Annotated in this window: 23 protein-coding genes and 2 pseudogenes; 19 read left to right on the plus strand and 6 right to left on the minus strand. The window is 58.9% G+C overall.

The annotated features are described in order from the left end of the window. The coding region (locus DTF_RS23060) for a PAS domain S-box protein (RefSeq protein ID WP_193352698.1) at window positions 1-806 on the minus strand (806 nt) is incomplete at its 3' end. 288 nt (window positions 807-1,094) lie between these two features. On the opposite strand from DTF_RS23060, the gene larA reads away from it, so the two are divergent. The 4 genes from larA (at window position 1,095) to DTF_RS0110425 (ending at window position 5,749) form a co-directional block, all read left to right on the plus strand. After that, on the plus strand, window positions 1,095-2,366 hold the full coding sequence (gene larA, locus DTF_RS0110410) for a nickel-dependent lactate racemase (protein ID WP_027715266.1): 1,272 nt from the start codon (window positions 1,095-1,097) through the stop codon (window positions 2,364-2,366). 74 nt (window positions 2,367-2,440) lie between these two features. Further along, a complete protein-coding gene (locus DTF_RS0110415; RefSeq protein ID WP_027715267.1) occupies window positions 2,441-3,823 on the plus strand; it encodes an FAD-binding oxidoreductase in 1,383 nt (460 codons plus the stop codon). A gap of 94 nt (window positions 3,824-3,917) precedes the next feature. Next, window positions 3,918-5,180, plus strand: coding sequence for a (Fe-S)-binding protein (locus tag DTF_RS0110420; protein WP_027715268.1), 1,263 nt, complete (start codon window positions 3,918-3,920; stop codon window positions 5,178-5,180). After that, entirely contained in the window at window positions 5,177-5,749 is a 573-nt protein-coding gene (locus tag DTF_RS0110425) for a CAP domain-containing protein (RefSeq protein ID WP_027715269.1), read from the plus strand. Before DTF_RS0110420 ends, DTF_RS0110425 begins: the two co-directional genes overlap by 4 nt. Window positions 5,750-5,860: 111 nt before the next feature. On the opposite strand, the gene moaA is transcribed toward DTF_RS0110425, so the two are convergent. Next, window positions 5,861-6,841 (minus strand): GTP 3',8-cyclase MoaA, encoded by a 981-nt coding sequence (gene moaA, locus DTF_RS0110430; RefSeq protein ID WP_027715270.1) that lies wholly within the window; start codon window positions 6,839-6,841, stop codon window positions 5,861-5,863. Between the two features lie 176 nt (window positions 6,842-7,017). Here moaA and DTF_RS23065 point away from each other — a divergent pair, with 176 nt between their 5' ends. Continuing rightward, window positions 7,018-7,992 carry a thiamine biosynthesis protein gene (locus DTF_RS23065; RefSeq protein ID WP_035056727.1) on the plus strand — a complete coding sequence of 325 codons (975 nt, stop codon included), beginning with the start codon at window positions 7,018-7,020 and terminating at the stop codon, window positions 7,990-7,992. 115 nt (window positions 7,993-8,107) lie between these two features. Here the strand turns inward: DTF_RS23065 and DTF_RS27685 are convergent, their stop codons facing one another. Continuing rightward, on the minus strand, window positions 8,108-9,124 hold the full coding sequence (locus DTF_RS27685; RefSeq protein WP_081702919.1) for an RT0821/Lpp0805 family surface protein: 1,017 nt from the start codon (window positions 9,122-9,124) through the stop codon (window positions 8,108-8,110). Between the two features lie 210 nt (window positions 9,125-9,334). Then, complete coding sequence (locus tag DTF_RS0110445; RefSeq protein ID WP_027715271.1) at window positions 9,335-9,925, minus strand: DUF1318 domain-containing protein; 591 nt, start codon at window positions 9,923-9,925, stop codon at window positions 9,335-9,337. Window positions 9,926-10,292: 367 nt separating this feature from the next. On the opposite strand from DTF_RS0110445, the pseudogene htpX reads away from it, so the two are divergent. From htpX to DTF_RS0110485, 6 genes and pseudogenes are all read left to right on the plus strand, one after another. Beyond that, window positions 10,293-11,148, plus strand: a pseudogene (gene htpX, locus DTF_RS23075) (zinc metalloprotease HtpX). Window positions 11,149-11,244: 96 nt separating this feature from the next. Then, window positions 11,245-12,258 carry a TerC family protein gene (locus DTF_RS0110455; RefSeq protein ID WP_027715272.1) on the plus strand — a complete coding sequence of 338 codons (1,014 nt, stop codon included), beginning with the start codon at window positions 11,245-11,247 and terminating at the stop codon, window positions 12,256-12,258. 106 nt (window positions 12,259-12,364) lie between these two features. Then, window positions 12,365-12,712 carry a hypothetical protein gene (locus DTF_RS26530; RefSeq protein WP_155890785.1) on the plus strand — a complete coding sequence of 116 codons (348 nt, stop codon included), beginning with the start codon at window positions 12,365-12,367 and terminating at the stop codon, window positions 12,710-12,712. A 109-nt stretch (window positions 12,713-12,821) separates the two neighbouring features. Further along, entirely contained in the window at window positions 12,822-13,676 is an 855-nt protein-coding gene (ccsB, locus tag DTF_RS0110475) for a c-type cytochrome biogenesis protein CcsB (protein WP_027715274.1), read from the plus strand. Window positions 13,677-13,876: 200 nt separating this feature from the next. After that, window positions 13,877-15,199 (plus strand): hemolysin family protein, encoded by a 1,323-nt coding sequence (locus DTF_RS0110480; RefSeq protein WP_027715275.1) that lies wholly within the window; start codon window positions 13,877-13,879, stop codon window positions 15,197-15,199. Window positions 15,200-15,249: 50 nt separating this feature from the next. After that, the gene (locus tag DTF_RS0110485) at window positions 15,250-15,444 is read left to right on the plus strand and encodes a hypothetical protein (RefSeq protein ID WP_155890786.1); all 195 of its coding nucleotides are present in this window, start codon (window positions 15,250-15,252) and stop codon (window positions 15,442-15,444) included. A gap of 57 nt (window positions 15,445-15,501) precedes the next feature. On the opposite strand, the gene DTF_RS27220 is transcribed toward DTF_RS0110485, so the two are convergent. After that, the gene (locus DTF_RS27220) at window positions 15,502-15,921 is read right to left on the minus strand and encodes a universal stress protein (RefSeq protein WP_226989283.1); all 420 of its coding nucleotides are present in this window, start codon (window positions 15,919-15,921) and stop codon (window positions 15,502-15,504) included. A 23-nt stretch (window positions 15,922-15,944) separates the two neighbouring features. Here DTF_RS27220 and DTF_RS0110495 point away from each other — a divergent pair. The 6 genes and pseudogenes from DTF_RS0110495 to DTF_RS0110520 form a co-directional block, all read left to right on the plus strand. Next, window positions 15,945-16,388, plus strand: a pseudogene (locus DTF_RS0110495) (AI-2E family transporter); the annotation flags it as partial. Between the two features lie 395 nt (window positions 16,389-16,783). Further along, entirely contained in the window at window positions 16,784-17,026 is a 243-nt protein-coding gene (locus DTF_RS0110500) for a type II toxin-antitoxin system Phd/YefM family antitoxin (RefSeq protein WP_027715279.1), read from the plus strand. Next, the gene (locus DTF_RS0110505; protein WP_027715280.1) at window positions 17,023-17,286 is read left to right on the plus strand and encodes a Txe/YoeB family addiction module toxin; all 264 of its coding nucleotides are present in this window, start codon (window positions 17,023-17,025) and stop codon (window positions 17,284-17,286) included. The genes DTF_RS0110500 and DTF_RS0110505 overlap by 4 nt, the downstream gene beginning before the upstream one ends. 280 nt (window positions 17,287-17,566) lie before the next feature. Next, the gene (locus DTF_RS0110510) at window positions 17,567-17,875 is read left to right on the plus strand and encodes a type II toxin-antitoxin system HigB family toxin (RefSeq protein ID WP_027715281.1); all 309 of its coding nucleotides are present in this window, start codon (window positions 17,567-17,569) and stop codon (window positions 17,873-17,875) included. Continuing rightward, complete coding sequence (locus DTF_RS0110515; RefSeq protein WP_027715282.1) at window positions 17,875-18,315, plus strand: type II toxin-antitoxin system HigA family antitoxin; 441 nt, start codon at window positions 17,875-17,877, stop codon at window positions 18,313-18,315. The genes DTF_RS0110510 and DTF_RS0110515 overlap by 1 nt, the downstream gene beginning before the upstream one ends. Before the next feature lie 327 nt (window positions 18,316-18,642). Next, window positions 18,643-20,493 (plus strand): bifunctional homocysteine S-methyltransferase/methylenetetrahydrofolate reductase, encoded by a 1,851-nt coding sequence (locus DTF_RS0110520; RefSeq protein ID WP_027715283.1) that lies wholly within the window; start codon window positions 18,643-18,645, stop codon window positions 20,491-20,493. Here the strand turns inward: DTF_RS0110520 and grxC are convergent. After that, entirely contained in the window at window positions 20,471-20,743 is a 273-nt protein-coding gene (gene grxC, locus DTF_RS0110525; protein WP_027715284.1) for a glutaredoxin 3, read from the minus strand. The genes DTF_RS0110520 and grxC overlap by 23 nt on opposite strands. A gap of 127 nt (window positions 20,744-20,870) precedes the next feature. Between grxC and DTF_RS0110530 the strand changes: the two genes are divergently transcribed. Next, window positions 20,871-21,287, plus strand: coding sequence for a hypothetical protein (locus DTF_RS0110530; protein ID WP_027715285.1), 417 nt, complete (start codon window positions 20,871-20,873; stop codon window positions 21,285-21,287). A gap of 282 nt (window positions 21,288-21,569) precedes the next feature. Next, entirely contained in the window at window positions 21,570-23,588 is a 2,019-nt protein-coding gene (locus tag DTF_RS0110535) for an FAD-dependent oxidoreductase (protein ID WP_027715286.1), read from the plus strand. Window positions 23,589-23,639 lie beyond the last annotated feature (51 nt).

Here is a 23,639-nt window from a genome sequence, read left to right on the forward strand (position 1 = left end):
AGACGCGGGTAGTCGCCCCGGACATGGGGAAGATCGGGGTCGATCGCGATCCGAACGCCCCGCTCGGAAATTTGTCCCTCCACCTGCTCAACCGCTTCGCGGGCCAGTTCGCTCATGGCGATCTCCTGCGGTGGATTGGACTGCCGGCCGATGCGCGACAATGTAAGAAGCTCGTCGAGCAGCATCTGCATCCGTCGCACGGCTTCCTGGATGTGGGTAATATCTTCTTTCAGGCGCTTGGCGTCGCCAGCCGCCATGTCCTTCTCCAGAAGCCCGAGGAAGCCGCGGATGGTAATCAGGGGGCTCTTCAGATCGTGGGAAACCGTATAGGTGAAGCGCTCCATTTCGGCCGCCTTCGCTTCCAGTTCGGCGATGAGGTGCTCGCGCTCCTGTTCGGCCCGGCGTCGCTCGGAGATGTCGCGGATGATGCCGGTGAAGATGCGTTGCTCCCCCACCCGTGCCTCGCTGACCGCCAGTTCCATCGGGAAGGTTGTGCCGTCCTTGCGCTTGCCGACCACCTCGCGGCCGATGCCGATGATCTTCGGGATGCCGGTGGTGAGATAATTGTGGATATAATGGTCGTGCTCGCTTTGATAGGGCTCGGGCATGAGCATGTTGACCTTGCGGCTTAACACCTCATTGGCAGGATAGCCGAAGATCTTTTCCGCGGCTCGGTTGAAGGACAGAATAATCCCATGCACGTCAATGGTGATGACAGCATCGACCACCGTATCGAGGACGGCCATCAGCCGGGAATCAATCGCCCGCCGCTCGATTCGATTTTTCCCATTCCGTGGCTTCTCCATTCTCTTCCATGTCGCTAAACTCTACGAAGTGCTTTCGGAAGATCGGCCTGGAAAATAATGGTTCACGGCCTCAGATATCTCCGGATGAATTCCTGCCTCCCCACATCATAACGCGCGTCCTGGATTTTTTACAATCCGGGTACGATAGAAATCTCGAGCCTGCCTCGCTCCTGAAGAAGCCGCCCGGCTTCTGTCCTCGTCCTCCGTCTTCGGTCTTCCGCGTTGTTTCTTGCGCCTGAGCGCCAAAAAACCTATTATGAATTGATTACTCTGAAAGGCGGCCGACCGATGGACCCACTCTTTTTAAAATACGGGACCGAATCCTTCCCCTGCCCTCTTTCCGGTGCCCGGGTGCTGCTCCCGGACCTGCCGGCGCCGCCGGAAGATCCTGAAGCGCTGATCCGGTCGGCTCTGGACGCTCCTCTGGGGACGCCGCCCCTGGAGGAGATCATCCGGCCGGGGGAGAAGGTGACGATCGTTACCTCGGACATCACCCGCTATACCGGCAGTGAAGTCTACCTGCCGATCCTCCTCGACCGCCTGAACGGCGTCGGTGTCGCCGACGGGGACATCGAGGTGCTGATCGGCCTGGGCATTCACCGGAAGCAGACCGAGACCGAGCACCGCAAAATCCTGGGACCGGCCTTCGGGCGGGTGAAGGTCACCGACCACGACTGCGACAACCCGGCGGAACTGGTCCTGAGGGGGGAGACCCCGGGGGGCATTCCAGTTGTGATCAACAAACGAGTGGCGGAGGCCGACCGGGTCATCGTCACGGGCACCGTCGGATTTCACTATTTCGCCGGCTTCGGCGGCGGCCGCAAGGGTCTCGTCCCCGGAGTCGCCGGGCGGGATACCTGCATGGCCTCCCATTTCGCCGTCTTCAATCCGCCGGCGATCGGGGGCCGCAATCCCCGGGCGGCCACGGGCGTACTGGAAGGGAATCCGGTGCACGAGAACATCCTCGCCGCCGCCCGCATGGTGGAGCCCGATTTCCTTCTCAATACGGTCCTCTCTCCGGAGAAGAAGATCCTGGATGTTTTCTGCGGCGAACTGGAACAGGCCCACCTGGCCGCCTGTGAACAGGTCCGCCGGCTCTACGCCGTTCGCCTCGATGATCCCGCCGATCTGGCCGTTGTTTCCTGCGGAGGCTATCCCAAGGACATCAACTTCATCCAGTCGCATAAGGCCCTGGACTACGGCGTGAACGCCCTTTGGAAAGGGGGTACGATCATTCTGCTGGCCGCCTGCGGCGACGGGTTCGGAAACAAGACCTTTTTCGACTGGTTCCGCCACCAGGATCTGGACGATTTCGAGTCGGCCCTGCGCGAGCGCTACGAGATCAACGGCCAGACCGCCTACTCCACCCTGATCAAGGCCCGCCGCTACCGGGTCATCCTGGTCAGCGAACTGGGCGATGAGGAAACCTGCAGAATGGGGATGGAAAAGGCCTCGGACCTTGACGAAGCCCTCAAAATGGCGTATGAAAAGCTTCCCCCGAATCCCGCCGTGGTGGTTATCCCCGACGGCGGGACGGTGTTGCCGGTAATAAAGCGGTGATCAGTGATCGGTGATGAGTAAAGGGTTTTCCACTGATCACCAATCACTGATCACTCGTCACAGAAGGATTTCAAATGCTCGACCCTCGCATCATCCAGATCCTCCGAGACATCGTCGGCGCCGATAACGTCTCCACCGACAAGGCCGACCTGATCTGCCATTCCTATGACGCCACTCAGCAGAAGCATCTCCCCGACGTGGTGGTCTATCCCGCCACGGCCGCCGAGATCAGCCTGATCCTGAAAATGGCCAATACCGAAAAGGTTCCGGTTTTTCCCAGGGGCGCCGGCAGCGGCTTCACTGGCGGCAGCCTTCCCACCAAGGGGGGGATCGTGCTGGTCACCTCGCGGATGGACCGGATCCTGCGCATCGACGAGGAGAACCTGGTCGCCGAAGTGGAGCCGGGGGTCGTCACCGAACAGTTTCAGCAGGCGGTGGAGAAGGTGGGGCTCTTCTATCCCCCCGACCCCGCCTCCCTCAAATTCAGCACCCTTGGCGGCAATGTCGCCGAGTGCGCCGGCGGACCGCGATGCGTCAAGTACGGCGTGACCAAGGACTACATCCTCGGCCTGGAAATAGTCACTCCGCAGGGAGACATCATCCGCACGGGGGGACAGACCATGAAGGGGGTGGTCGGCTACGACTTGACCAAGCTCATGGTCGGCTGCGAAGGGACCCTCGGGGTCATCACCAGGATCATCATCAAGCTGCTGCCGCTCCCCGAAGCGAAAAAGACCATGCTGGTGCTCTTCGACTCCATCGACGGCGCGGCGCAGGGCGTCTCGGCCATCATCCGCGGCAAGATCATCCCCACCACCCTGGAGTTCATGGACGCCACCACCATCGACTGCGTTCGCCAGGCTACCGGCCTGCAGATCCCCGCGGCCGCCCGCGCGGTTCTGATCATCGAAGTCGACGGCGACCGCGATCTCATCGAACGCCAGGCGAAGCGCATCCTGGACATCGTCGCGCCCCTGGGCGTGGTGGAGACACGGGTGGCGCAGACGCCGGCTGAAAGCGAAGACATCTGGAAGGTGCGGCGGCAGGTCTCCCCCAGCCTGCGCAAGGTCAACCCCGACAAGTTCAACGAGGATATCTGCGTCCCCAGAAGCCGCGTTCCGGAAATGATCCGTGCCATCGAGGCCATCGCCTCGAAGTATGAGATTCCCATCGTCAATTTCGGCCATGCCGGCGACGGCAACATCCATGTCAACGTGATGATCGACAGCTCCGTCCCCGGAGAACTGGAAAAGGCGGAGAAGGCCATCGAGGAGATCTTCGCCGAGACCCTGAAGCTCGACGGCACCATGAGCGGCGAACACGGCGTCGGCATCACCAAGGCCCCCTATATCCCGATGGAGCTCGATTCCGCGGCCGTGGCCTATATGAAGACGATCAAACGCGCCCTCGATCCGAACAATATTCTGAATCCCGGGAAGATATTTCTGGAAGACTAAGGAGCAGGGGGTCAGGGGGTAGGGACTGGGGGCTGGGAGAAACAAGCGATTCTCTCTAGCCCCTAGCCTCCAGCCCCTACCCCCCTTTTTCACAATGAGCAAACATAAAAACCTGAAAGATTTCGAAGAGCAGATCCGGCAGTGCGTCAAGTGCGGCGCCTGCCAGGCCCACTGCCCGGTTTTCGGCGAGCAGAAACGGGAGTCGGTAGTGGCCCGCGGCAAGGTGGCCCTGGCCCACGCCCTCCTCGAGCAGGAAGTGGAGCTGGACGAACGGCTGATCGCCGACATGTCCAAGTGCCTGCTCTGCGGCTCCTGCTTCGACAAGTGCCCCAACCTCGTCCCCACCGATGAAATCGTCATGGCCACCCGGAGGGAGATCGCCGAGCGAAAAGGGCTCACAACCTTCGGCAAGGCGGTGTCCACCGTCCTGCGAAACCCGGCCCTGATGAACTTTATGGCTAAAGGGGGCAGCGCCTTTTCCCGCCTCCTCTTCAAGAAGGTTCCGGATCAGAGCGGCCTGCGCCTGCGCTTTCCCCTTCCCTTCGTCGCTAAGGACCGCACCCTCCCGGAGGTTGCCGCCAAGCCTTTCCGCGACCGGCATCCCGAGTTCATCGCCGGCGATCCCGGCATGCCGACGGTCGCCTTCTTCACCGGGTGCATGATCAATTACATGTATCCGGAAATCGGCGAGGCGACGCTGGCGATCCTGCGCTACATGGGCATGAATATTCTCATTCCGCAGGACCAGGGATGCTGCGGGCTGCCGGCTCTGTCTTCCGGCGATGCGGCTGCGGTCGAGGACCTCTCGAACAAGAACCTTCTCGCCTTCGGCAAACGGGAACCCGACGTCATCGTCACCTCCTGCGCCTCCTGCAACATCGGCATGGGGAAACACTTCGCCGCTCTCGGCCCAGAGCATGAGCGGCTCGCCGCCAAGGTCACGGACATCCATGTCTTCCTGCAGCGGTACGGGCTGGCGGAGAAGCTGGCGCAGCTGCCGAAGAAGGAGGTCTTCCAGAGAGTGACCTACCACGACCCCTGCCACCTGCGCACCCAGGGGATCACCCGGGAGCCGCGGGAGATCCTGAAAAGCCTGCCGGCGGTTCGCTTCGTGGAGATGGAGGGGGCCGACCGCTGCTGCGGCCTTGGAGGGACCTTTTCCGTATACCACTACGATACGAGCAAGAAGATCGGAGCCCGCAAGGCCCCCGGCATCGAGAAGAGCGGAGCCGACCTGGTCGCCAGCGCCTGCCCCGGCTGCATGATGCAGCTGCAGGACACCATCGCCCACGCCGGCCTGCCGCAGAAGGTCATTCACATTCTCGAGCTGGTGGCCCGGGAACTCCCCGAGAAATGAAACGTCTTCCCACCATCGCGTGTCTGCTCCTCCTTGTATTGCTGAATCTTTCGCCGCCGGTCTCCGGCACGGAAAAGCCGGAGATCGACCCCGGAAAACTGGCCGTCCGAATCCACGAGCTGGTCAACAAGGAGAGAGCCAAGAACGATCTGCCTCCGCTGAAATGGAACGAAGCGCTGGCGGAGATCGCCCGAAAGCACAGCGAAGACATGAGCGAGAAGGGGTATTTCTCCCATACGAATCCGCGGGGGGAGACGCCCACGGAGCGGGGAGCAAAGGCCGGTTTCACCTGCCGGAAAGAATACGGTTTGGCCTTTCGGACGGGACTCGCGGAAAACCTGGCGCAGAATAGCCTGTTCCACGCCGTCCGGTATACCGTCGGTCCTGGCGGCAAAACCCGGGAGCGGCTCTGGAACACCCTGGAGGAAATCGCCGGCTCGACCGTCCAGGGATGGATGAAAAGCGAAGGACACCGCAAGAACATCCTGAACCCGGGCTACGCCACGGAAGGGATCGGCATCGGATTCACCGAGGACGGCAAGGTCTATATAACGCAAATGTTCTGCTGAAGCAGTAAGGGGGAGCGGCCTCACGCCGCTCCCCCTTTTTCCGTCCTCCCGCCTTCACTAAAGCTACGGCGGGCAAGCCGTCTTCTGTCCTCTGTCTTTCGTCCTCGGTTTTCACCCTCCGATCTTCTGCATGCGCCGGCTCCCGTGCTGAAAATCCTCTTCACCAATGCGGTGCCGCTCCGGCTTTTCGCCGACGGCGGTCCGCAGCAGCTCCTCCAGGGACACGCCCGGAGACTCGCCGCGCAGGGCGCTCCTCAGATCGATTTCCGCATCGGAAAACAGGCAGGTGCGGATCCGGCCGTCGGCGGTGACGCGCAGACGGTTGCACTCTCCGCAAAAATGGTCGGACACGGCGGGGATCACCCCGAGCCGCCCCAGACCGTCCGGGTAGCGGAAGAGGCGGGCCGGGCCGGCCGGGCCCTGCCGGGGAATCGGAATCAGCTCCCCTTCCCTGCCCAGAGCCTCCATAATGGCCGCCGCGCTGAAGCGGTTTTCCGGGGTATAGTCGAGGCCGTCGCTCACCGGCATGAACTCGATGAAGCGCACCTCCCAGGGATGCTCGCGGGTGAGATGGGCGAAATCGGCGATTTCGTCCTCGTTCACCCCGCGGATCGGAACCATGTTGATCTTGAGCGGTGTCAGTCCCGCCCGGTCCGCGGCCTCCAGACCGGCAAGGACTTTCGAAAGGCCGTCGCGGCGGGTAATCCCCTTGAACCGGTCCTCTCTCAGGGTATCAAGGCTGACGTTGATCCGGGACAGGCCCGCCGCCTTCAGCTCCGGCGCCATTTCTGCCAGCCCCAGGCCGTTGGTGGTGAGGGTTATCTCCGGGCTTTCCGGCAAGGCCGCAAGACGGCTGATGAAACCGACGATCCCTTTGCGCACCAGCGGCTCGCCTCCGGTGACCCGGATTTTTCTAACGCCCAGACGCGCAGCCGCTTCCGCCACCCGCAGCAGTTCCTCATAGGAGAGAATTTCGCCGTGGTTCAGCGGGGCAACACCTTCCTCGGGCATGCAGTAACGGCAACGCAGGTTGCAGCGGTCGGTGACCGAAAGGCGGAGATAGTCGATGGTGCGGCCGAAACTGTCGCGCAAGGCGTCCTCCCGACAGGGTCAAAAGATTAATTCACGACGATACGATACCATCATTCTTCATCCGGGAGCAACCCCCGCCTTCATTCCGCCGCCCGCGGGGACTTGTTCCCGGCGGGGATTCTGTGGTAGTCTCCATTTTTGTACGGCAGCACGATAAGGTAAACAGGAGGAACATTGTGAGTAAAGCACTAGGACTTTTATCCGGAGGACTTGACAGCAGCCTGGCTGCCCTGGCCTTGAAGCGCCAGGGGGTGGAGGTCACCTGCATCTCCTTCGTCACCCCCTTCTTCGGGTCGGGCAAGGCCGAAAAGGCCGCCCGCCATATGGACATACCCCTGATCGTCAAGCCGATCGGCGACGTTCACCTGGAGATGGTGAAGAATCCCCGGTACGGGTACGGCAAGAACATGAACCCCTGCATCGATTGCCATGCCATGATGTTCCGCCTCGCCGGGGAAATCATGGCAGAGCAAGGATTCGACTTCGTCTTCTCCGGCGAGGTGCTGGGGCAGCGGCCCATGAGTCAGAACCTGACGGCCCTGAAGACTGTAGCCAAATACTCCGGGGGTAGAGACCGCATCCTGCGCCCGCTGAGCGCCCGGCTCCTTCCCATTACCCCGATGGAAGAAGAGGGGCTGGTCGACCGCGAGCGGCTTCTTGACATCCAGGGGCGCTCCCGCCGACGCCAGGAAGCGCTGGCAAAGGAATGGGGTCTGATCGAATATCCTTCCTCGGGGGGCGGCTGTCTGCTTACCGAAAAGCATTTCTCCGACCGCCTGCGCGACCTCTTCGCCCACGATCCCGAGGCGGAGGTGGCCGACGTCGAACTCCTCAAGGTCGGGAGGCAGTTCCGCCTCTCCCCCCAAGCCAAGCTTACCCTAGGCCGCAACCAGGACGACAACGACAGGATCAAGGTCCAGCTCCGGCCGGGGCAGGTCCTGCTGAGGGCGGCCGATTACAATGGCCCCCTCGGGCTGGTGAGCGGCGCCCCTGAAGCGGCCGACCTGGAGACAGCCGGTGCTGTCGTCGCTTCTTACGGCAAGGGGAAGAACGAGCAGGAGGTGGAAATTCTGATCATTCGCGAGGGGCGCGAGGAGTCAATCCGGATTGCACCGACGGATATGGGGACTTCCCGGCAGTGGATTATTTAAGGCGGACCGGTTCGGGTCTTCCTTAACAAAAATTTCATCTTTATTATCTGTTGAGACAAGGGCCTCCGGTTTGCGGAGGCCCTTGTTTGTTCCCCGTTATCTCGAGTAGCCCCTCTCAACGGCCGGATCGCGAACTTCCAGAGTGACGTTTGTGGAAGTCACGGCCACCGCTGCCGCCCCGATGAATCCCTCCTCGATCCGAATTTCTGAACGTATCGGGTCGCCTCTGGAAGCGCTGCATGCTGCTTTTGGTGCCCGGCCCGCGTATCACCCGATCATCCGAGCCACGGCGGACATCTCGACGGTTGTGGAAGTCGCGCCCACCGCTGATGCCCCGATGAATGCCTCCTCGATTCAGGTTCCTGAAGGTATCGGGGCGCCTCTGGAACCGCTGCATATCACTCTTTGCTCTCGGTCCGCGTATCACCCGATCATCCGGGCCCCGGCGGGAATCGCGACGGATATGACCGTCGCCAGGGCGCACAATGACGCCGCCTCGGTGCGAACGAATGAAGCCGTCATGATGATGCTTGCCGCGTAAATCCTTCACTCCTTTGTGGCGATGGATGCCATGGAAATGAAGATGATGTCCCCTGGCATGCTTAAAGTGACGCGTTCCGGAAAAATGCACGATGTTGAAGCTGAAGAAAATCCGAGAAGAGTAAAACCAGGGGTCCGGGTAATGATAGAACGGATAGTAAGCGTACCAATCTCCATAACCATAAGGATGGATATAATGTTTTTCAACGACTCGTTCGACGGCGCGCCCACTGTCCGCGGCCGCCTCACCGGGTACGATCAGCCAGGCACCGTCGGGCTGCCGGCAGGCCGTGCCGTAAGCCGGTTCCTCAACGCCGCCGATGATTACCGTGGTGACAAATTCCCGGCAATACTGACCGGCGGAATTTTGAAAGGTGTTCACCGGCACCACGCTTCCTGAACGCGAGGTGTCCGGGTTCACCCACGCCGAGGCCTCGTTCGTCCGGTTGTTTTCCAGGGCATACTGAAAGGTCTCGGACATGGCCTGATGCTCTGAATCCTCGAGCCCGGTGCCATATTCCTGCCCCCAAAGGGGCGTATAATCGAACATGGCCCCAACCATTACCAACAGTAGGAGGGCCGTGCGTTTCATGATCCGTCTCCCCGCTTGAACCACTCTCCCGACAGCTTCTGTGGAAAAATGATCTCCCGGAGGAAAAGGATTGTAAATTTGTTTGCCTCGCCTTTGTGAGCCTCCGGGTCAGCCGTTTATCATTCTTATGCGTATTATATCAGATCGTCGAAAAACATAGGAGACTCCCATGCTTCCCCGATCCGGATTCTCTTCGAGAATTCCGAAGAATCACTTCCTCTCCCATCCCCCTCCGGACTGCTCGATATACCACCCCTTGCCTGCCTTGTCCCGCCAGGTATCGGCGAAGATTTGCTGCACTTCATCGGCCTTATCGGGAAAACCGTTTGCCCGGGCGATTTCCTTGTACAGCCGCCGGCGGTCCTCGTTTTCGGCGGAAACCAGCTGTTGCACCTCGGCCCTGCCTTTCAAGTCCAGCCCGTCGGTGGTGCGGACCTTGAGCAGACCGTCCCGCCCCACGCCCACGTTCCCCGCATCGAAATACGGAAACAGCTTTCCCGAGCGCTCCTTCAGGGACGCACGAATAGCCCGGATCTCCGGCGTGCTGACGTCGATGTCCTGCTGGGCGTAGGCGCTGCGCGGCTGGAGCAGGAAGAACATGCTGCTTCCGGGAGCCTTCTCCAGGAGGGGCGGCTTCGGCGGTTTCGGCTCTTCAGACAAGGCCCGTTCGCCCCAGACTTCGTTGACGATGCGGTCCGCGGCGCTGCGCACTTCCTCGGCGGGGAAGTAGATGTTGATGGTCACGCAGGAGACCGCGACGAGGAGGAGCAGAAGACCGGCAACTCGGATAGATCTTTTCATCAAAACCTCCAGGCAAGCGCCCATTCACCATTCATATCCAAATATACGCGGACCGTGGGCAAAATCAATTTTCCGCGCCTTCGGAGACTCGCATCAATCAATTTTCCTTTACGCGCTTACGATTTAATAATCTCCGCCAATACCTATTGACATCGCGGAAGGAACTGATAAAGTATCGGCACTAAAAGGGGAGTAGCATCCGGAACCTACCGGCCCGTGCTTCGTCAATACGGTGGTCTCGCCACCCGGACGCGGGAGCTGCGACGTAAAGTCGAGCCTTGCAAGACCTTTGTCCATGCATCAACCATGCATCGGGTAAAGGTCTTTTTCTTTTACCGGATGCAAATTAAACGCGGAGGTAAAAGAAATGAACCTGCTCAAGATCACCTTCCTTCTCACCTGTCTGACCCTCCTTCTTGTCGCCATGGGCAGCGCCATTGGCGGCCAGTCCGGCATGCTCATCGCTTTTTCCCTGGCGTGCGGCATGAACCTCTTCTCCTACTGGTATTCGGACAAGATCATCCTCAAGATGTACAAGGCCCGGGAAGTCTCCGAAACAGAGAATCCCTCTTTACGGGATGGTCCGACGCCTCGCCCTGCAGGCGAATATGCCGATGCCCAAGGTCTACATCATCCCCTCGGAAGGTCCAAACGCATTCGCCACGGCACGCAATCCACAGAACGCGGCCGTAGCCGCCACTGAGGGAATCCTGCGCATCCTGTCCCCGGAGGAACTCGAAGGGGTAATGGCCCATGAGCTGGCGCACGTTCAAAACCGAGACACCCTGATTTCCACCATTGCAGCCACCTTCGCAGGCGCCATTTCAATGCTTGGCAGCATGCTGCAGTGGGCCGCCATCTTCGGCTCCGGCCGCGGCGAGGACGAGGAAGGGGGAGGAGGCCTTCTCGGCGGCTTGGCCCTTGCGATCATCGCTCCCATGGCGGCCATGCTGATCCAGATGGCCATCTCCCGCTCCCGCGAATATCGCGCTGATGCCTCCGGAGCGAGGATCTGCGGCAAGCCGCTGGCGCTTGCCGGCGCGCTGCGCAAGCTGCAGCAGGCCTCCACGATGATGCCGATGCAGGAGGCGACCCCCTCGACCTCTCACCTATTTATTGTTAACCCCCTGACCGGCGCATCGATGCTGAAGCTCTTCTCCACGCACCCGCCAATGGAGGAGCGCATCGCCCGCCTGGAAGCGATGGCCTTCTCAAGGGAGTAATGACCGCTACAATGAAGACGATGATGAAGACTATTTGGCCTATATCGTTCTCGGGCTCGGACCGGTAAATAAAACCTCGGGATTGGAGAACTTCTCGTGAACTCCCTCTGGATGTGGATCGGATTCAACCTCTTCGTCCTCGTGCTGCTCGCCCTGGATCTCGGCGTGCTCCACCGCAAAGGCAAGGAGGTGGGGATTCGCGAGGCGCTGCTGCTCAGTCTTGGCTACTTCGTCCTGGCGCTGATCTTCGGCGCCGGAGTCTATCATTTCCTCGGAGCGAACTCCGGAGTCGAGTTTTTAACCGGTTATCTGCTGGAGAAGAGCCTGAGCGTCGACAACATCTTCGTCTTCGTCCTGATCTTCAGCCATTTTCAGGTTCCGGCGCAGTACCAGCACCGCGTTCTGTTTTGGGGGATTCTCGGTGCCCTGGTGATGCGTGCCGCGCTGATTTTGACCGGGGCGGCGATCATCGAAGCCTTCCACTGGGTCATCTACATCTTCGGCGCTTTCCTCATCTTCACCGGGGGCAAGATGCTGGTGACGATCAACCAGGAACCCGACATGGAGGGGAACCGCCTGGTCCGCCTGGTGCGCCGCCGGTTCCGGGTGACGGAAGGGTATGAAGGAAACAGGTTCTTCATCCGCCGTGACGGCCTGCTCTACTTCACTCCGCTGATGGTGGTTCTGATCCTGGTGGAAGTCTCCGACGTGGTGTTCGCGCTCGACTCCATCCCGGCCATCTTCGCCATCACCACCGACCCGTTCATCGTATATACGTCCAACGTCTTCGCCATCCTGGGGCTGCGGGCGCTCTACTTCGCCCTGGTCGGCATCATCCACCGCTTCCATTACCTCAAGTACGGCCTTTCGCTGGTGCTCATGGTCGTTGGGGCGAAGATGCTGATCAATGCGGCTTTCGGCAAGGTCATCCCCACCGAGGCTGCGCTGCTGATCACCGCGCTGCTGATAGGCGGCTCCATGCTGGTGTCGGTGATCAAGACCCGGAGGCTGCCGAAAGAGATCGGCACCGCAGAAGCCGTTCACGGGTGGGTGCCGGGGAGTCCGGCAAGAGAAGAATCTGGCAAGGACACGCTGGATACAAAAAAATGAGTACGAAAAGCTACCCACGTGCTATATTAGATAGAATTAAGGCTCTGGCCGTGGATGGAAGCGGGACGGGCGGCGAAGCTCGCCTGCCTGCTGATGGCGATAGCATATGGCATGCCTGAGATCTCAATCGTTTCGCTCACTTCTCCTTCTGCTCCTCGGATGCTCCCTGACCGCGGCATCCGTCCTTCCGGGCTTCGCAGGTGCGCAGCATCGCTTTGCCCTGGAGACAGCGAACGATCACTCGCCCCTATTCCCCATTGAGGAGAAGGATCATAGAGGCACCTCGACGGCCGACAACTGCTGGGAAGAAAATGAACTCCCTGAGAATATCCCTCCCGGCGGGTCGAATTTCCTTGCCGCTGTGACCCATTGCCGGATTCATATCCCTTACCTTCGCACCATTCCCCCTGAAGTCTTTCTGGAACGCTTTGTCCCCCCGCAAAATCTCTCCTGAATACCCTCCTCGCATTTTTCGATGCGAACGTCATCAGTTGGTTGCTGGCGCCATCGTGGCGTCTGCCTGTGACAACAGCCTGTAAAATCATACATGTATGGAGAACCCTATGTTGAGCGGCCAAATCTTCAATGCGGTCACGATCGTCTACTTTGCGGCAATGATTTTGTTTATCACCTATATGGCCACACGGTCGAGGACAGTTGCGCTCACCGCCACAGTTCTGGCCTGGTCCGGTTTCGCGATTCACACCATCGCTTTGGGTCTGCGCTGGTACGAGTCATACCAGATGCTCGGCGAACATGGTCGTGCGCCCCTCTCCAACCTTTATGAGTCTGTAGTCTTCTTCTCATGGTCGATCCTGCTCACGTACCTGTTGGTCGATCTGAAATACAGGCAGCGGGCTGTCGGCGCATTCGTGATTCCGGTTGCTTTTCTCGGCATGACGTGGGCACAACTCGGCCTTGATTCGGCGATCGATCCGCTCGTTCCTGCCCTGCAAAGCAACTGGCTCACTTATCACGTCATCACCTGCTTTCTTGGTTATGCCGCATTCGCCGTGGCCTGCGGAGTCTCCATCATGTATCTGCTCAAGGCCAATAAGGATAAAAGCGGAAATTCCTCTTCGAAAGGCGGTTTGATGGCGGCTCTTCCGGACGCCCGAATTCTGGACGATATCAACTACAAGGCGATCATGATCGGTTTTCCCCTGCTTTCCCTGGGGATCATCACCGGCGCTGCCTGGGCCAATTACGCCTGGGGGACCTACTGGAGCTGGGACCCGAAGGAGACCTGGAGTCTCATCGTGTGGTTCATCTATGCGGCTTTCCTGCACGCCCGCTTCACCCGCGGGTGGGTCGGGCGAAAAGCGGCGTGGCTTTCCATCACCGGTTTTGCGGCGACCATTTTCTGTTACCTGGGAGTCAACCTGCTCCTCTCTGGATTGCACAGCTACGGGGGATGATGTGAATCCTCGTTTCCCCCCCTAGCATATGATCCCCATAGACTATACTTCCAGTGTACTCGCCGTTTCTCGGGCTGCCGTGTCGGTCGGAAGGAAAGGGATGTTTCATTAGGCGCATCGGAATGCAGCCATTGTCGGCTGTCGCATCGCGCTTGGACATGTACCAATTGCAGTTTATGGGGGGGCTTGGAGAATAAACAGTGGAAAAAATCGGACTCGAACTCTTTATCGTCCTGTTGCTCATTCTGGCCAACGGCTTTTTCGCCGGAGCGGAACTCGCCATCGTCTCGGTTCGCCGCGGCCGGATCGCACAATTGGCGGCCGAGGGAAGCAGACGGGCCAAACTCGTGGAGCAACTTCTCTCCGACCCTCACCGCTTCCTGGCCACGGTCCAGATCGGCGTTACCTTGGTGGGAACAGCGGCGTCCGCCGTTGGGGGCGCCGCCGCGGTCGAGGTTATCAAGCCGCTTTTGCAGCAGGTCCCGATTCGCCTTGTCGCTAATGCCGCTGAACCTCTTGCCCTTTTTCTGGTGGTCGGCTTTATCGCCTATCTCTCCCTGATTCTCGGAGAGCTGGTGCCCAAGGCTCTAGCTTTGGAATATTCGGACCGGATCGCTCTCGGCGTAGCCCGTCCGATTCGTTTCCTGGCCCGGATCGGGGGTATCCCGGTCTTTATTCTGACGCTGTCGAGCCAGGCGGTTCTGCGTCTGCTGGGGATCAAGGCATCCGGGGAGCAGGCCTTCATCACGAAAGAAGAAATCGAGCACTTGGTGGCCGAAGGCCGTCAGGCCGGGACGGTTACCCCCGGCGAGCAGGAGTTCATTCGCAATGTATTCGAGTTCTCCCAGACCCAGGTGAGGGAGGTCATGGTGCCTCGCCCCCGCATCGTGGCGCTGGATCTGGAAGGGGATCAAGAGCTGATCCTGAAAACGGTCCTTAACGGTCAATATTCACGCTACCCGGTCTATCGGGGCGAGATCGAGAACGTGATCGGCTTCATCCATGCCAAGGATCTGCTGGGGCGGGCGGTGCAGGCCCAGACCGTGGACGTGGAGAGCCTCCTACGGCCTGCCTTCTTTGTCCCGGAGACGAAAAGAACCAACGACCTTCTGCGGGAGATGCAGCGTCGCCACCTTCACATGGCGATCGTCGTTGACGAATATGGCGGGCTCAGTGGAATCGTCACGACCGAGGACCTGCTGGAGGAGTTGGTTGGCGAGATCGAGGATGAGCATGATATAGGAGGGCCGAAGCGTATCCAGCCCATTAAAGATGGGGGCTACATGGTCGACGCATTTCTTACTCTCAATGATCTGGAGGGACTGCTCGGAGTGCGTTTCCCTGAAGGTGTACCCTATGACACCCTTTCCGGGCTGATTCTCTTCGAACTGGGGCATATCCCTGTGGAAGGCGAAAAGGTGAAGTGGGGCGATTACCTTCTGACGTGCGTCAAAGTCTCCCAGACGGCGATCCGCAGGGTCAAGATCGAACCGGCAGGCCTGGAGAAAACCTGGAAAGAATAATCGGTTCTCCACAGGTCCAACTTCAAAAAGAAGGCGAAAAGATGTCACTGATGATGTGGTTTTTTATCGTTTTGATCGGACTTATCTTCCTGGCAGGGCTGGGATATGTCGTCAGGGCCATACTGATGCAAATCCGGTTGTCCGATCCTGAAAGCAGAGCCAGGGCCGATCTTCTCATGGATCGATACAGAGAAGGCGAGATCACCCCTGACGAATACCGGGAAAGGAGGAAGGATATCGATTAAAGTAATCCGCAAAGCCTTTGCAAGTGATACTTCTGAAAGGATGACCTGATTTGCCTTTCAGGCGTTTTGCGGAACGATAAGAATGTCACATGGTGCCGTGCGTAAAACATGATCGGTGACATTGCCGATCAGGACATTGGAAACGCCCGTGCGGCGGACGGTCCCCATGACGACTAGATCGTTTTTACGGTCCGCGGCAAACTGGACGGTTCCGGAGGAGGCGTATCCCTTTCGCACATGCTGCTCGACAGGATGCCCGGCGAGGTCGATATCCAGCCGCCATCTGTCCATTGATGTCATCGCCCATAATTCGGTTCGCTGCCGGTACTGTTCCGCTTTTTCGACCGCACCGGCCATGCTCAACTGCTCCTCTCCCCAGATCCCGTACACATGCAGCAGATCGATGCCGGCTCCAGGTGCCAGAAAAGTTGTGGCGGCTAGGGCCTGCCGCGACGCATCAGAGAAGTCGGTTGGCACAAGAACCCGGCGGTAGGGGTATTGTAAAGGCCGTGCAGGGAGCCTTGGGAGGATTGATCTTCTGGCTTCTCGGCATCCCGGGTGCGTTGCTGTGGGGCGTGGTGATGGCCTTATTGTCGCTTTTGCCTGTTGTCGGGGCGGGTCTGATCTGGGGACCGGTCGCGATTTACCTGGCTGCCACCGGCCACTGGGGGCAGGGGCTGATTCTGGCAGCCTTCGGAGTGGGAGTCATCGGCCTTGTCGACAAAGTCCTGCGCCCGATTCTCGTGGGGCGCGACACCAAGCTGCCGGATTATATCGTGTTGCTTTCGACGCTCGGCGGCTTCGTGCTATTCGGAATGAATGGGTTCGTGATCGGGCCGTTGCTCGCTGCCCTCTTCGTAGCCTTCTGGGGCATCTTCATGCGGGAATTCAATCCACCACAAACAGCCCCGCAGGAAATTGATTCCATTGCAGATGATGCTTGACCAAGGCCACTTCAACCATTGACACGAGAGGTTCCCAATTCGGTTTTCGGCATTGTACTGACGACGATCGTGACCTGTGAAATTTCCCCCTGCTCACCCTTCGTACTTCTAGTCAGGTGGTGAGAAAATGCACTACTAATCCACAACAGGGCGCCGTCGACAACGGAATCGCTGTCTCAAAATTCACGACTGGCCGGACGCTTATCCCCTGTCTGACATTGTCGTGACTTATACGACACCTTCCAAAGTCTGTTCTTTTCGCCGCATTGGATGGCCTTTTTCTCGTGATACAGTCTTTTCCTGGCGCTGAACACCTATGGTTTTCGAGTTCTGTTTTCAGTTGACTATCGACTCCATTTGGCGTACGCTTTAACGTACCTTAAGAGGAGAAGAAAATGACTACTATTACGGCGACTGAAGCAAGGAAAAGCCTCTATAAACTTCTCGATGAAGTTTCCGAATCGCATGAGCCTGTACAAATCACCGGTAAGCGCGGCAATGCGGTCCTGATCGCTGAAGACGATTGGCGGGCGGTTCAGGAGACGCTCTATCTCCATTCTGTGCCGGGCATGAAGGAATCAATTGTTGAGGGGATGAATACCCCTGTCGATGAGTGCGACGAGGACCTTGACTGGTGAGTTGGCGGATCGTTTTTACCAAGCAAGCCCAGAAGGATGCGAAGAAATTATCGGCTTCAGGACTGAAGCCGAAAGCCGAAAAGCTGCTTGGTGTCCTAGCGGAGAATCCATATCAGACCCCGCCTCCGTATGAGAAGCTTGTTGGCGATTTGGCTGGAGCATATTCCCGTCGAATCAACATTCAGCACCGACTTGTCTACCAGGTTCTGGAAGAGACAAGAACGGTGAAGATGCTGCGAATGTGGACGCATTATGAATAGTTGTTGAGTTTTTATAAGTCACGGCATCTTAAATATCATAACCCCGCTTGGTGATCTGGGCGGGGTTTTCTCGCATTGCAGGAGTGTGTAAGATCACCCATGGAAATATGGTGACGGCTATTCATCTTCGGGAGATAACATCGGATCTGGAGGACATTCTTTGCCAGTTCTTCCGGGAGGGTGTGGAGCTGGCTCGACCTGCTGAGTTTACTTCTTGTAAACCAATTTGCAATGTGGTACTGTTTACTCAAAGTAAACACCGCCTATTGATGGAGATGGAATGCACGTTATTCGCAAGAGGGCTTTCGAGGAGGCTACCAGAAGGTTCCCGAATGATAAAACAGCGATCATGGACGCTTACCGGGTCTTGAATAGTGGGACATTCAAAACCCCGGAGGAGCTGAAACAAATATTTCCAAGCATTGATAACTTCAAGTACAAGGACAAGTGGTACGTGATAGACATCGGCGGTAACAATCTGCGGATCATGGCGATGGTCCTATTCACCAACCAGAAATTCTACGTCAAACACATCGTCACGCACGCAGAATACGACAAGCTTTGCAGGAAATACAGAAAGGAGAAATGATGAATACGGCGACAGCAAAAAAACTTGAAGCTTCGTTTCTCTCCTTCTTCAAAACTGCACACCGGGTAATTGAAATCGAAACCGAAGAAGACTACGAGTTCGCTCTGGATCTTGTCGAGCACTTGATTACGAAGGCCGAGGACCGTGAGGGGGAGCCGCTGCTTCGTATGATCGACATGGTTGCCGACTCAATCGAGAAGTACGAAAACAGCCTTGAGAGTGTGAGCAACTACATCCAAGAGGTTGAGACCGGCGACCCGGGAGTCTCAACGCTAAGAGTGCTCATTGATCAGCACAACCTGTCATATTCCGATCTGAAGGAAGAGATCGGCTCAAAATCTCTGGTATCTCAAATCCTGAGCGGATCGAAGAATTTAACCAGGACACACATCGCAAATCTGACAAGACGGTTCAGAATCAGCCCTGAACTATTTTTCTGATCAAACACGAAACCCCAGCAGCGTACAGAGAACACTCCCCGCTGCTGGGGCTATAGCAGCTTTTTCCTCTCGACTCTCAACAAGTGAGATAATCGTCCTAAAATCAATTCCCAGATACCCTGGAACTTTTCACATCAGGTCACGTCACCCCTTCGGTTGCATATCCGCCACGAGCTGTTTCGCCTCTAGGCGTCGCGGCAATGCGGCAGGGCGTCCGAGGTACAGAATCTCATCGGAGAGCCTTTATTTTTTCAGTGATCTGTGACATAAGAAGGGCGGAGCTGTTTTATATTTTGGCTCGATTTCCACTCCTTTCAAGAGTTTTTTATGATCAACGCGGATCAAAGAGGAAAACTGTTTCTCGAACGTCTGGCTTCCGAAATCATCATCGGCGACGGTGCCATGGGGACGCTCCTGTACAGTCGCGGGGTTCCTCTGGATGCCAATTTCGAATATCTCAATCTGATCGATTCCGACCTGGTGCGGGGCGTTCATGCCGATTACGTCGATGCCGGTGCCCAACTGCTCGAAACGAACACTTTCGGGGCAAACGCGCTACGGCTTGGGGCTATCGGCCTTGAGAAAAAGGTCCGGGTCATCAACGAGGCCGGCGCCCGACTTGCACGCGCCGCGGCCGGGCCGGAGCGGTTTGTCGCCGGGGCGGTGGGTCCCCTGATCCGCCCCCGCGGGGAATCGGGCGAAATCACCCCCGAGCAGAAGAAGGAAGTGCTGCGCGAGCAGATGGAAGCCTTGGCGCAGGGAGGGGTCGACCTTTTCATTCTCGAGACGTTCTCCGCCCTGGACGACCTGGAGACCGCCCTGGCCATTGCCGGAGAGCTCGGTCTCCCCACCGTTGCGCAGATGGCCTTTCTGGAGGAGGGGCGCTCCCGGGAAGGGGTGTCCGCCGAGGAAGCGGCCCGCCGCCTGGATGCCGCCGGCGCCGCCGTCCTGGGGGCCAACTGCGGCTCGGGCCCGCGGGATCTTCTCAAGGTTCTCTCCCGCATGGGGGCGGTTTCCGCTCTGCCGCTGTCGGCCTTCGCCAACTCCGGTTTTCCCCAGTACGTGGACGGGCGCTACATCTATCTGGCCACCCCCGAATATTTCGCCGCCATGGGGCGGGAGATGGCCGCGGCCGGCGCCTCCCTTGTGGGGGGATGCTGCGGAACCACTCCGGACCATATCCGAGCCCTGGCCCGGGCCCTTGCCGGAGCCGGACCGGAGCCTCGGCCGCGCCGGCCTCGGGTGGAGACTCCCGTCGCCGGGGAGAAGGAAAGGAGAGAGGCGGCTCCGAAAACCTTTCTCGACGAGTGGGGCCGGCGGCCGGTGGTGACGGTCGAAATCGATCCGCCGCGGGGAATCGACTGCACGAAGGTTCTGGCGGCGGCACACACCCTGGCCGGGGCGGGGGTGGACGCCATCAGCCTGGCGGAAAACCCCCTTGCCCGAATCCGGATGGGGAACCTGGCTCTCGGAAAGAAAATCCAGGATGAAACCGGCGCCGAGGTGATCGTTCATGTCACCTGCCGCGACCGCAATCTGATCGGCCTCCATTCGGAACTGATGGGCGCTCACCTGCTGGGGCTCCGCAATATCCTGGCTGTGACCGGAGATCCCGTATCCGTTGGAGGCGAGGCGGGGGCCACCAGCGTTTTCGATCTCAATTCCGTAGGGCTTCTGCAGCTTCTTTCCGCCTTGAACCGGGGAGAGAGTCTTCTCGGGACGGACCTCGGAGCTTGCAGCAGCTTTCTTCTCGGCGCCGCCTTCAATCCCAATCTGCCCAGCATGGACGGCCAGCTCAGGCGTCTGGAGAAAAAAGTCGCGGCGGGGGCACGCTTCGTGCAAACTCAGCCGGTTTATTCACGAGAGATTCTGGACACTCTGCTGGAGCGCACCGCACCGCAGGGCATCCCGGTCCTGGTGGGAATTCTCCCTCTGGTGAGCGAGCGCAACGCCGAGTTCCTGCATAACGAGGTGCCCGGGATCACCCTGCCGGACGAGGTGCGCCGGCGCATGCGGGGCAAAAGCGGCGAGTCGGGGGTCCGGGAGGGATTGGATCTCGCCATGGAACTGGTGGAGGCCGGCAGGGGAAGGGTCGGCGGCTGGTATCTCATGCCGCCTTTCGGCAAGGTGGATCTGGCATTGGAACTGATGGCGGCTATTCGCCGGGATTGGCGGTAAGGCCCAGGATTCCGTTCAGTTCGCCCTTTTCGTCCAGGTCGAAGAGGTCGTCACATCCACCCAGCAGGTCGCCGTCCACGAAAATTTCCGGCACCGTTTGCCGTCCCGCGCGGCGGTGCATTTCCTGCTCCTTGACCGGATCGGTGGTGACGTCGTACTCGGTGAACTCCACGCCCTTGATGCGCAGAAGTTCCTTGGCTCTTTTGCAGTAAGGGCAATAGCTCTTCGTGTAGATTTCGACCTTTTTCATCTGCTGATTTCCTGTAATTCAAAAGGTAAATATCAGGGGCCGAAAACGCCCGCATTGGATCTCTGCCTTTATACAAGGATTCAGTGTAACCAGGAATCATGGAAATTCAAGGGAGTCTGAAAAAAAGATGATGAGTTTGGGAAAGGGACTTGCCACCCTGATGTCGGCATTTCTGCTCTTGTCCTGCGGGATGATGGCGCGCCCCGGTCAGGAATTCGAGACCGCCGGCCGCGACTATGTGCAGCGCCTGCGATGGATGGACCATGACGGCGCCTCCCGGCACTACTCCGAAGAGTATCGGGAAACCTTTCGGCAGCGCTTCGGGGATCTTAAGGACCTGCATATCGTCGATGTCCGCCTGGAATCGGTCGACCTTCGGGAAGAGGCCGGGCGGGCGGAGACCTCCATCGTCCTGGAGTATTATCTCTTGCCCTCGGCCACGGTCCGACAGTTCCGCCTGCAGCAGGAGTGGGCCTATCAAGGCGGCGACCGTTATCACCCGGGTGCCTGGCGTATCATTTCCCCTTTTTCCGGCATCCCCTGACCCCTGTCGGGGCGATTCCTCGCCCGCAGGAGCCGTCCTCCTGCAGACCCTCCGAATCACGGGTAAAATATGCGTCATTCCAAGGTCTTATTTGTCCGGAAGTGAAAGACGTTGGGGAAAATTTCCCTTGATTTAGATTCCCTCCTTATGGTATTTAACTGCATACTGTATACAGAATAGCGCGAGGCAATTACCGGGAAAGAGCAGTCTTTCCCTTTTCTTAGGAAGTTTTTCGTTCTTCTTTTATGGAGTGAGAACGACGGAACTATACAGGAGGCCGATTTGTCTCAGGTCGTATTTTCCAGCTGGGGAAGAAACATCGTCGATAACCGCCAGGGAGGCAGCAGCGAAACTGAGATTTTTCAGAAGAAGCTGCCGGTGACCTACGACGGCGATCGCCCGTGGTCCGCCTTTATGGGATGGGATGGGGTGATCCTCACCAGCCCGGGAGTGGATGTGGTGGCCATGGCCGCCGAATATGCCAGGCGGGTCCAGGAGAATTACTGCTGCGCTAAATGCACCCCCGGAAAGCGCGGCACCCGCGTCATGCAGGATACCCTCGCCCGCATCGTCTCCGGCCATGGGGAAGAGCGTGATCTGGCGACCATCGAAAGTATCGCCGGACTGCTGGAGAATTGCAAATGCACCCTCTGCATGACCTCCGCGGTGCCGGTGCTGGATACGGTCAAGCATTTCCGCGACGATTATCTCGCCTATATCCGCGGCGAGCGCAAACCGAAGCCGGCATCCTATAAGGTCAAACTTACCGCGCCGTGCCAGGACAAGTGTCCTGCCCACATCGACATTCCGGCCTATATTGAAACGATCAAGGACCGCCGCTACGGCCACTCCCTCTCCGTGATCCGGGAAAGCATGCCGCTGCCGGCGGTCTGCGGCCGGGTCTGCCCGCATCCCTGTGAAACCGCCTGCCGTCGCAAGAATGTGGATGAGCCGATCAATATCATGGTTCTCAAGCGCACGGCGGCCGATTACGAGTGGAAGCACCACAAGACTCCGCCGATGCAGCCCAAGCCTCGCAGGGACAAGACCGTGGCCGTGGTCGGGGCCGGGCCGGCCGGACTGGCGGCGGCCTATTACCTGGCCCTCGAAGGGTATCCCGTCACCATTTACGAGGCGCTTCCCGAAGGCTTCGGCGGCGGTATGATCGCCGTGGGCATTCCCGCCTACCGGATGCCGCGTCATCTTCTGCAACGAGATATCGACATCATCAGCAGCCTCGGGGTGGAGATCATCTACAGCACCCGGATCGGCAAGGATATCCCACTGGCCGAGCTGAAGGAAAAATACGACGCCGTTTTCCTCGCTCCCGGCGCCCATCGCTCCAAGCCCATGGGGGTTGAAGGCGAGGACAAGGGGTACGAAGGCTTTCTTCCCGGCGGCATCGATTTTCTCCGCGAGGCCTACATGGGACAGCCGACCGGCATGGGCAAGAAGGTCGTGGTGGTCGGCGGCGGCAACACCGCCATCGACTGCGTACGCGTCGCGCTGCGAGAAGGGGCGGAAGATTCCATCCTGGTGTATCGCCGGACCCGCAAGGAGATGCCGGCCGATTCCTGGGAAGTGGACGGAGCCGAAGAGGAAGGGGTTCAGTTCGAATTTCTGGTCAATCCGACCCGCATCGTCACCGAGAACAACAAGGTCGTCGGCGTGGAGGTGGTCAAAATGGCGCTCGGCGAGCCGGACGAATCAGGACGCCGCCGCCCCGCGCCGGTCCCCGGAAGTGAATATGTCATCGAATGTGATACGGTCATTCCGGCCATCGGCCAGGATCCCGACCTCTCCTTCATTCCCGAGGACCTGGGGATCGACATCACCCGCTGGAATACCGTTGTCACCAAGCACCTCCCCCTGAAGAATGCGGCCGACCGGGAGCTGAAGGACGGCATGGGCAACCCTCTTTCCCGAACTCTGATTACCGACCTCGACGGGGTCTTTGCCGGCGGGGATGCCGAAATCGGCCCTCTCACCGTCGTGGCATGCGTCGGCAGCGGGCACCGGGCCGCCCGGGTCATCCAGCGCTATCTCGAAGAGGGGCAGGTCTATCTCAGCGACGACGATATCATGGAAGATATCCTCTCCCACCTCGGGGTTTACGACAAGAATGAAGAGGTTCCCGTACTCGATGCCGCCGCCAGGGAAAACCAGGCGGAGATCCACGGGCGGCAGCGGGCGAGCTTCAAGAACTACTCCGAGGTGGAACTCGGGCTCAAGGACAGTCAGGCGGTTCGGGAAGCGGAGCGGTGTCTGCGGTGCTACCGTGTGGCCATGATGGCGGTATAAGAACGAATCGTATCAGGGCAAAAGGCGAAGGGTAGATGGGTTAGCCGCCCT

This window comes from Desulfuromonas sp. TF, from assembly GCF_000472285.1.
GTDB lineage: Bacteria > Desulfobacterota > Desulfuromonadia > Desulfuromonadales > ATBO01 > ATBO01.

Coding starts and splice junctions, on each gene's coding strand:
- larA (WP_027715266.1), top strand. CDS start 1,095: ATGGACCCACTCTTTTTAAAATACGGGACCGAATCCTTCCCCTGCCCT.
- DTF_RS0110415 (WP_027715267.1), top strand. CDS start 2,441: ATGCTCGACCCTCGCATCATCCAGATCCTCCGAGACATCGTCGGCGCC.
- DTF_RS0110420 (WP_027715268.1), top strand. CDS start 3,918: ATGAGCAAACATAAAAACCTGAAAGATTTCGAAGAGCAGATCCGGCAG.
- DTF_RS0110425 (WP_027715269.1), top strand. CDS start 5,177: ATGAAACGTCTTCCCACCATCGCGTGTCTGCTCCTCCTTGTATTGCTG.
- DTF_RS27685 (WP_081702919.1), bottom strand. CDS start 9,124: ATGAAACGCACGGCCCTCCTACTGTTGGTAATGGTTGGGGCCATGTTC.
- DTF_RS0110445 (WP_027715271.1), bottom strand. CDS start 9,925: ATGAAAAGATCTATCCGAGTTGCCGGTCTTCTGCTCCTCCTCGTCGCG.
- DTF_RS26530 (WP_155890785.1), top strand. CDS start 12,365: ATGGCATGCCTGAGATCTCAATCGTTTCGCTCACTTCTCCTTCTGCTC.
- ccsB (WP_027715274.1), top strand. CDS start 12,822: ATGTTGAGCGGCCAAATCTTCAATGCGGTCACGATCGTCTACTTTGCG.
- DTF_RS0110485 (WP_155890786.1), top strand. CDS start 15,250: ATGATGTGGTTTTTTATCGTTTTGATCGGACTTATCTTCCTGGCAGGG.
- DTF_RS0110500 (WP_027715279.1), top strand. CDS start 16,784: ATGACTACTATTACGGCGACTGAAGCAAGGAAAAGCCTCTATAAACTT.
- DTF_RS0110510 (WP_027715281.1), top strand. CDS start 17,567: ATGCACGTTATTCGCAAGAGGGCTTTCGAGGAGGCTACCAGAAGGTTC.
- DTF_RS0110515 (WP_027715282.1), top strand. CDS start 17,875: ATGAATACGGCGACAGCAAAAAAACTTGAAGCTTCGTTTCTCTCCTTC.
- DTF_RS0110520 (WP_027715283.1), top strand. CDS start 18,643: ATGATCAACGCGGATCAAAGAGGAAAACTGTTTCTCGAACGTCTGGCT.
- grxC (WP_027715284.1), bottom strand. CDS start 20,743: ATGAAAAAGGTCGAAATCTACACGAAGAGCTATTGCCCTTACTGCAAA.
- DTF_RS0110530 (WP_027715285.1), top strand. CDS start 20,871: ATGATGAGTTTGGGAAAGGGACTTGCCACCCTGATGTCGGCATTTCTG.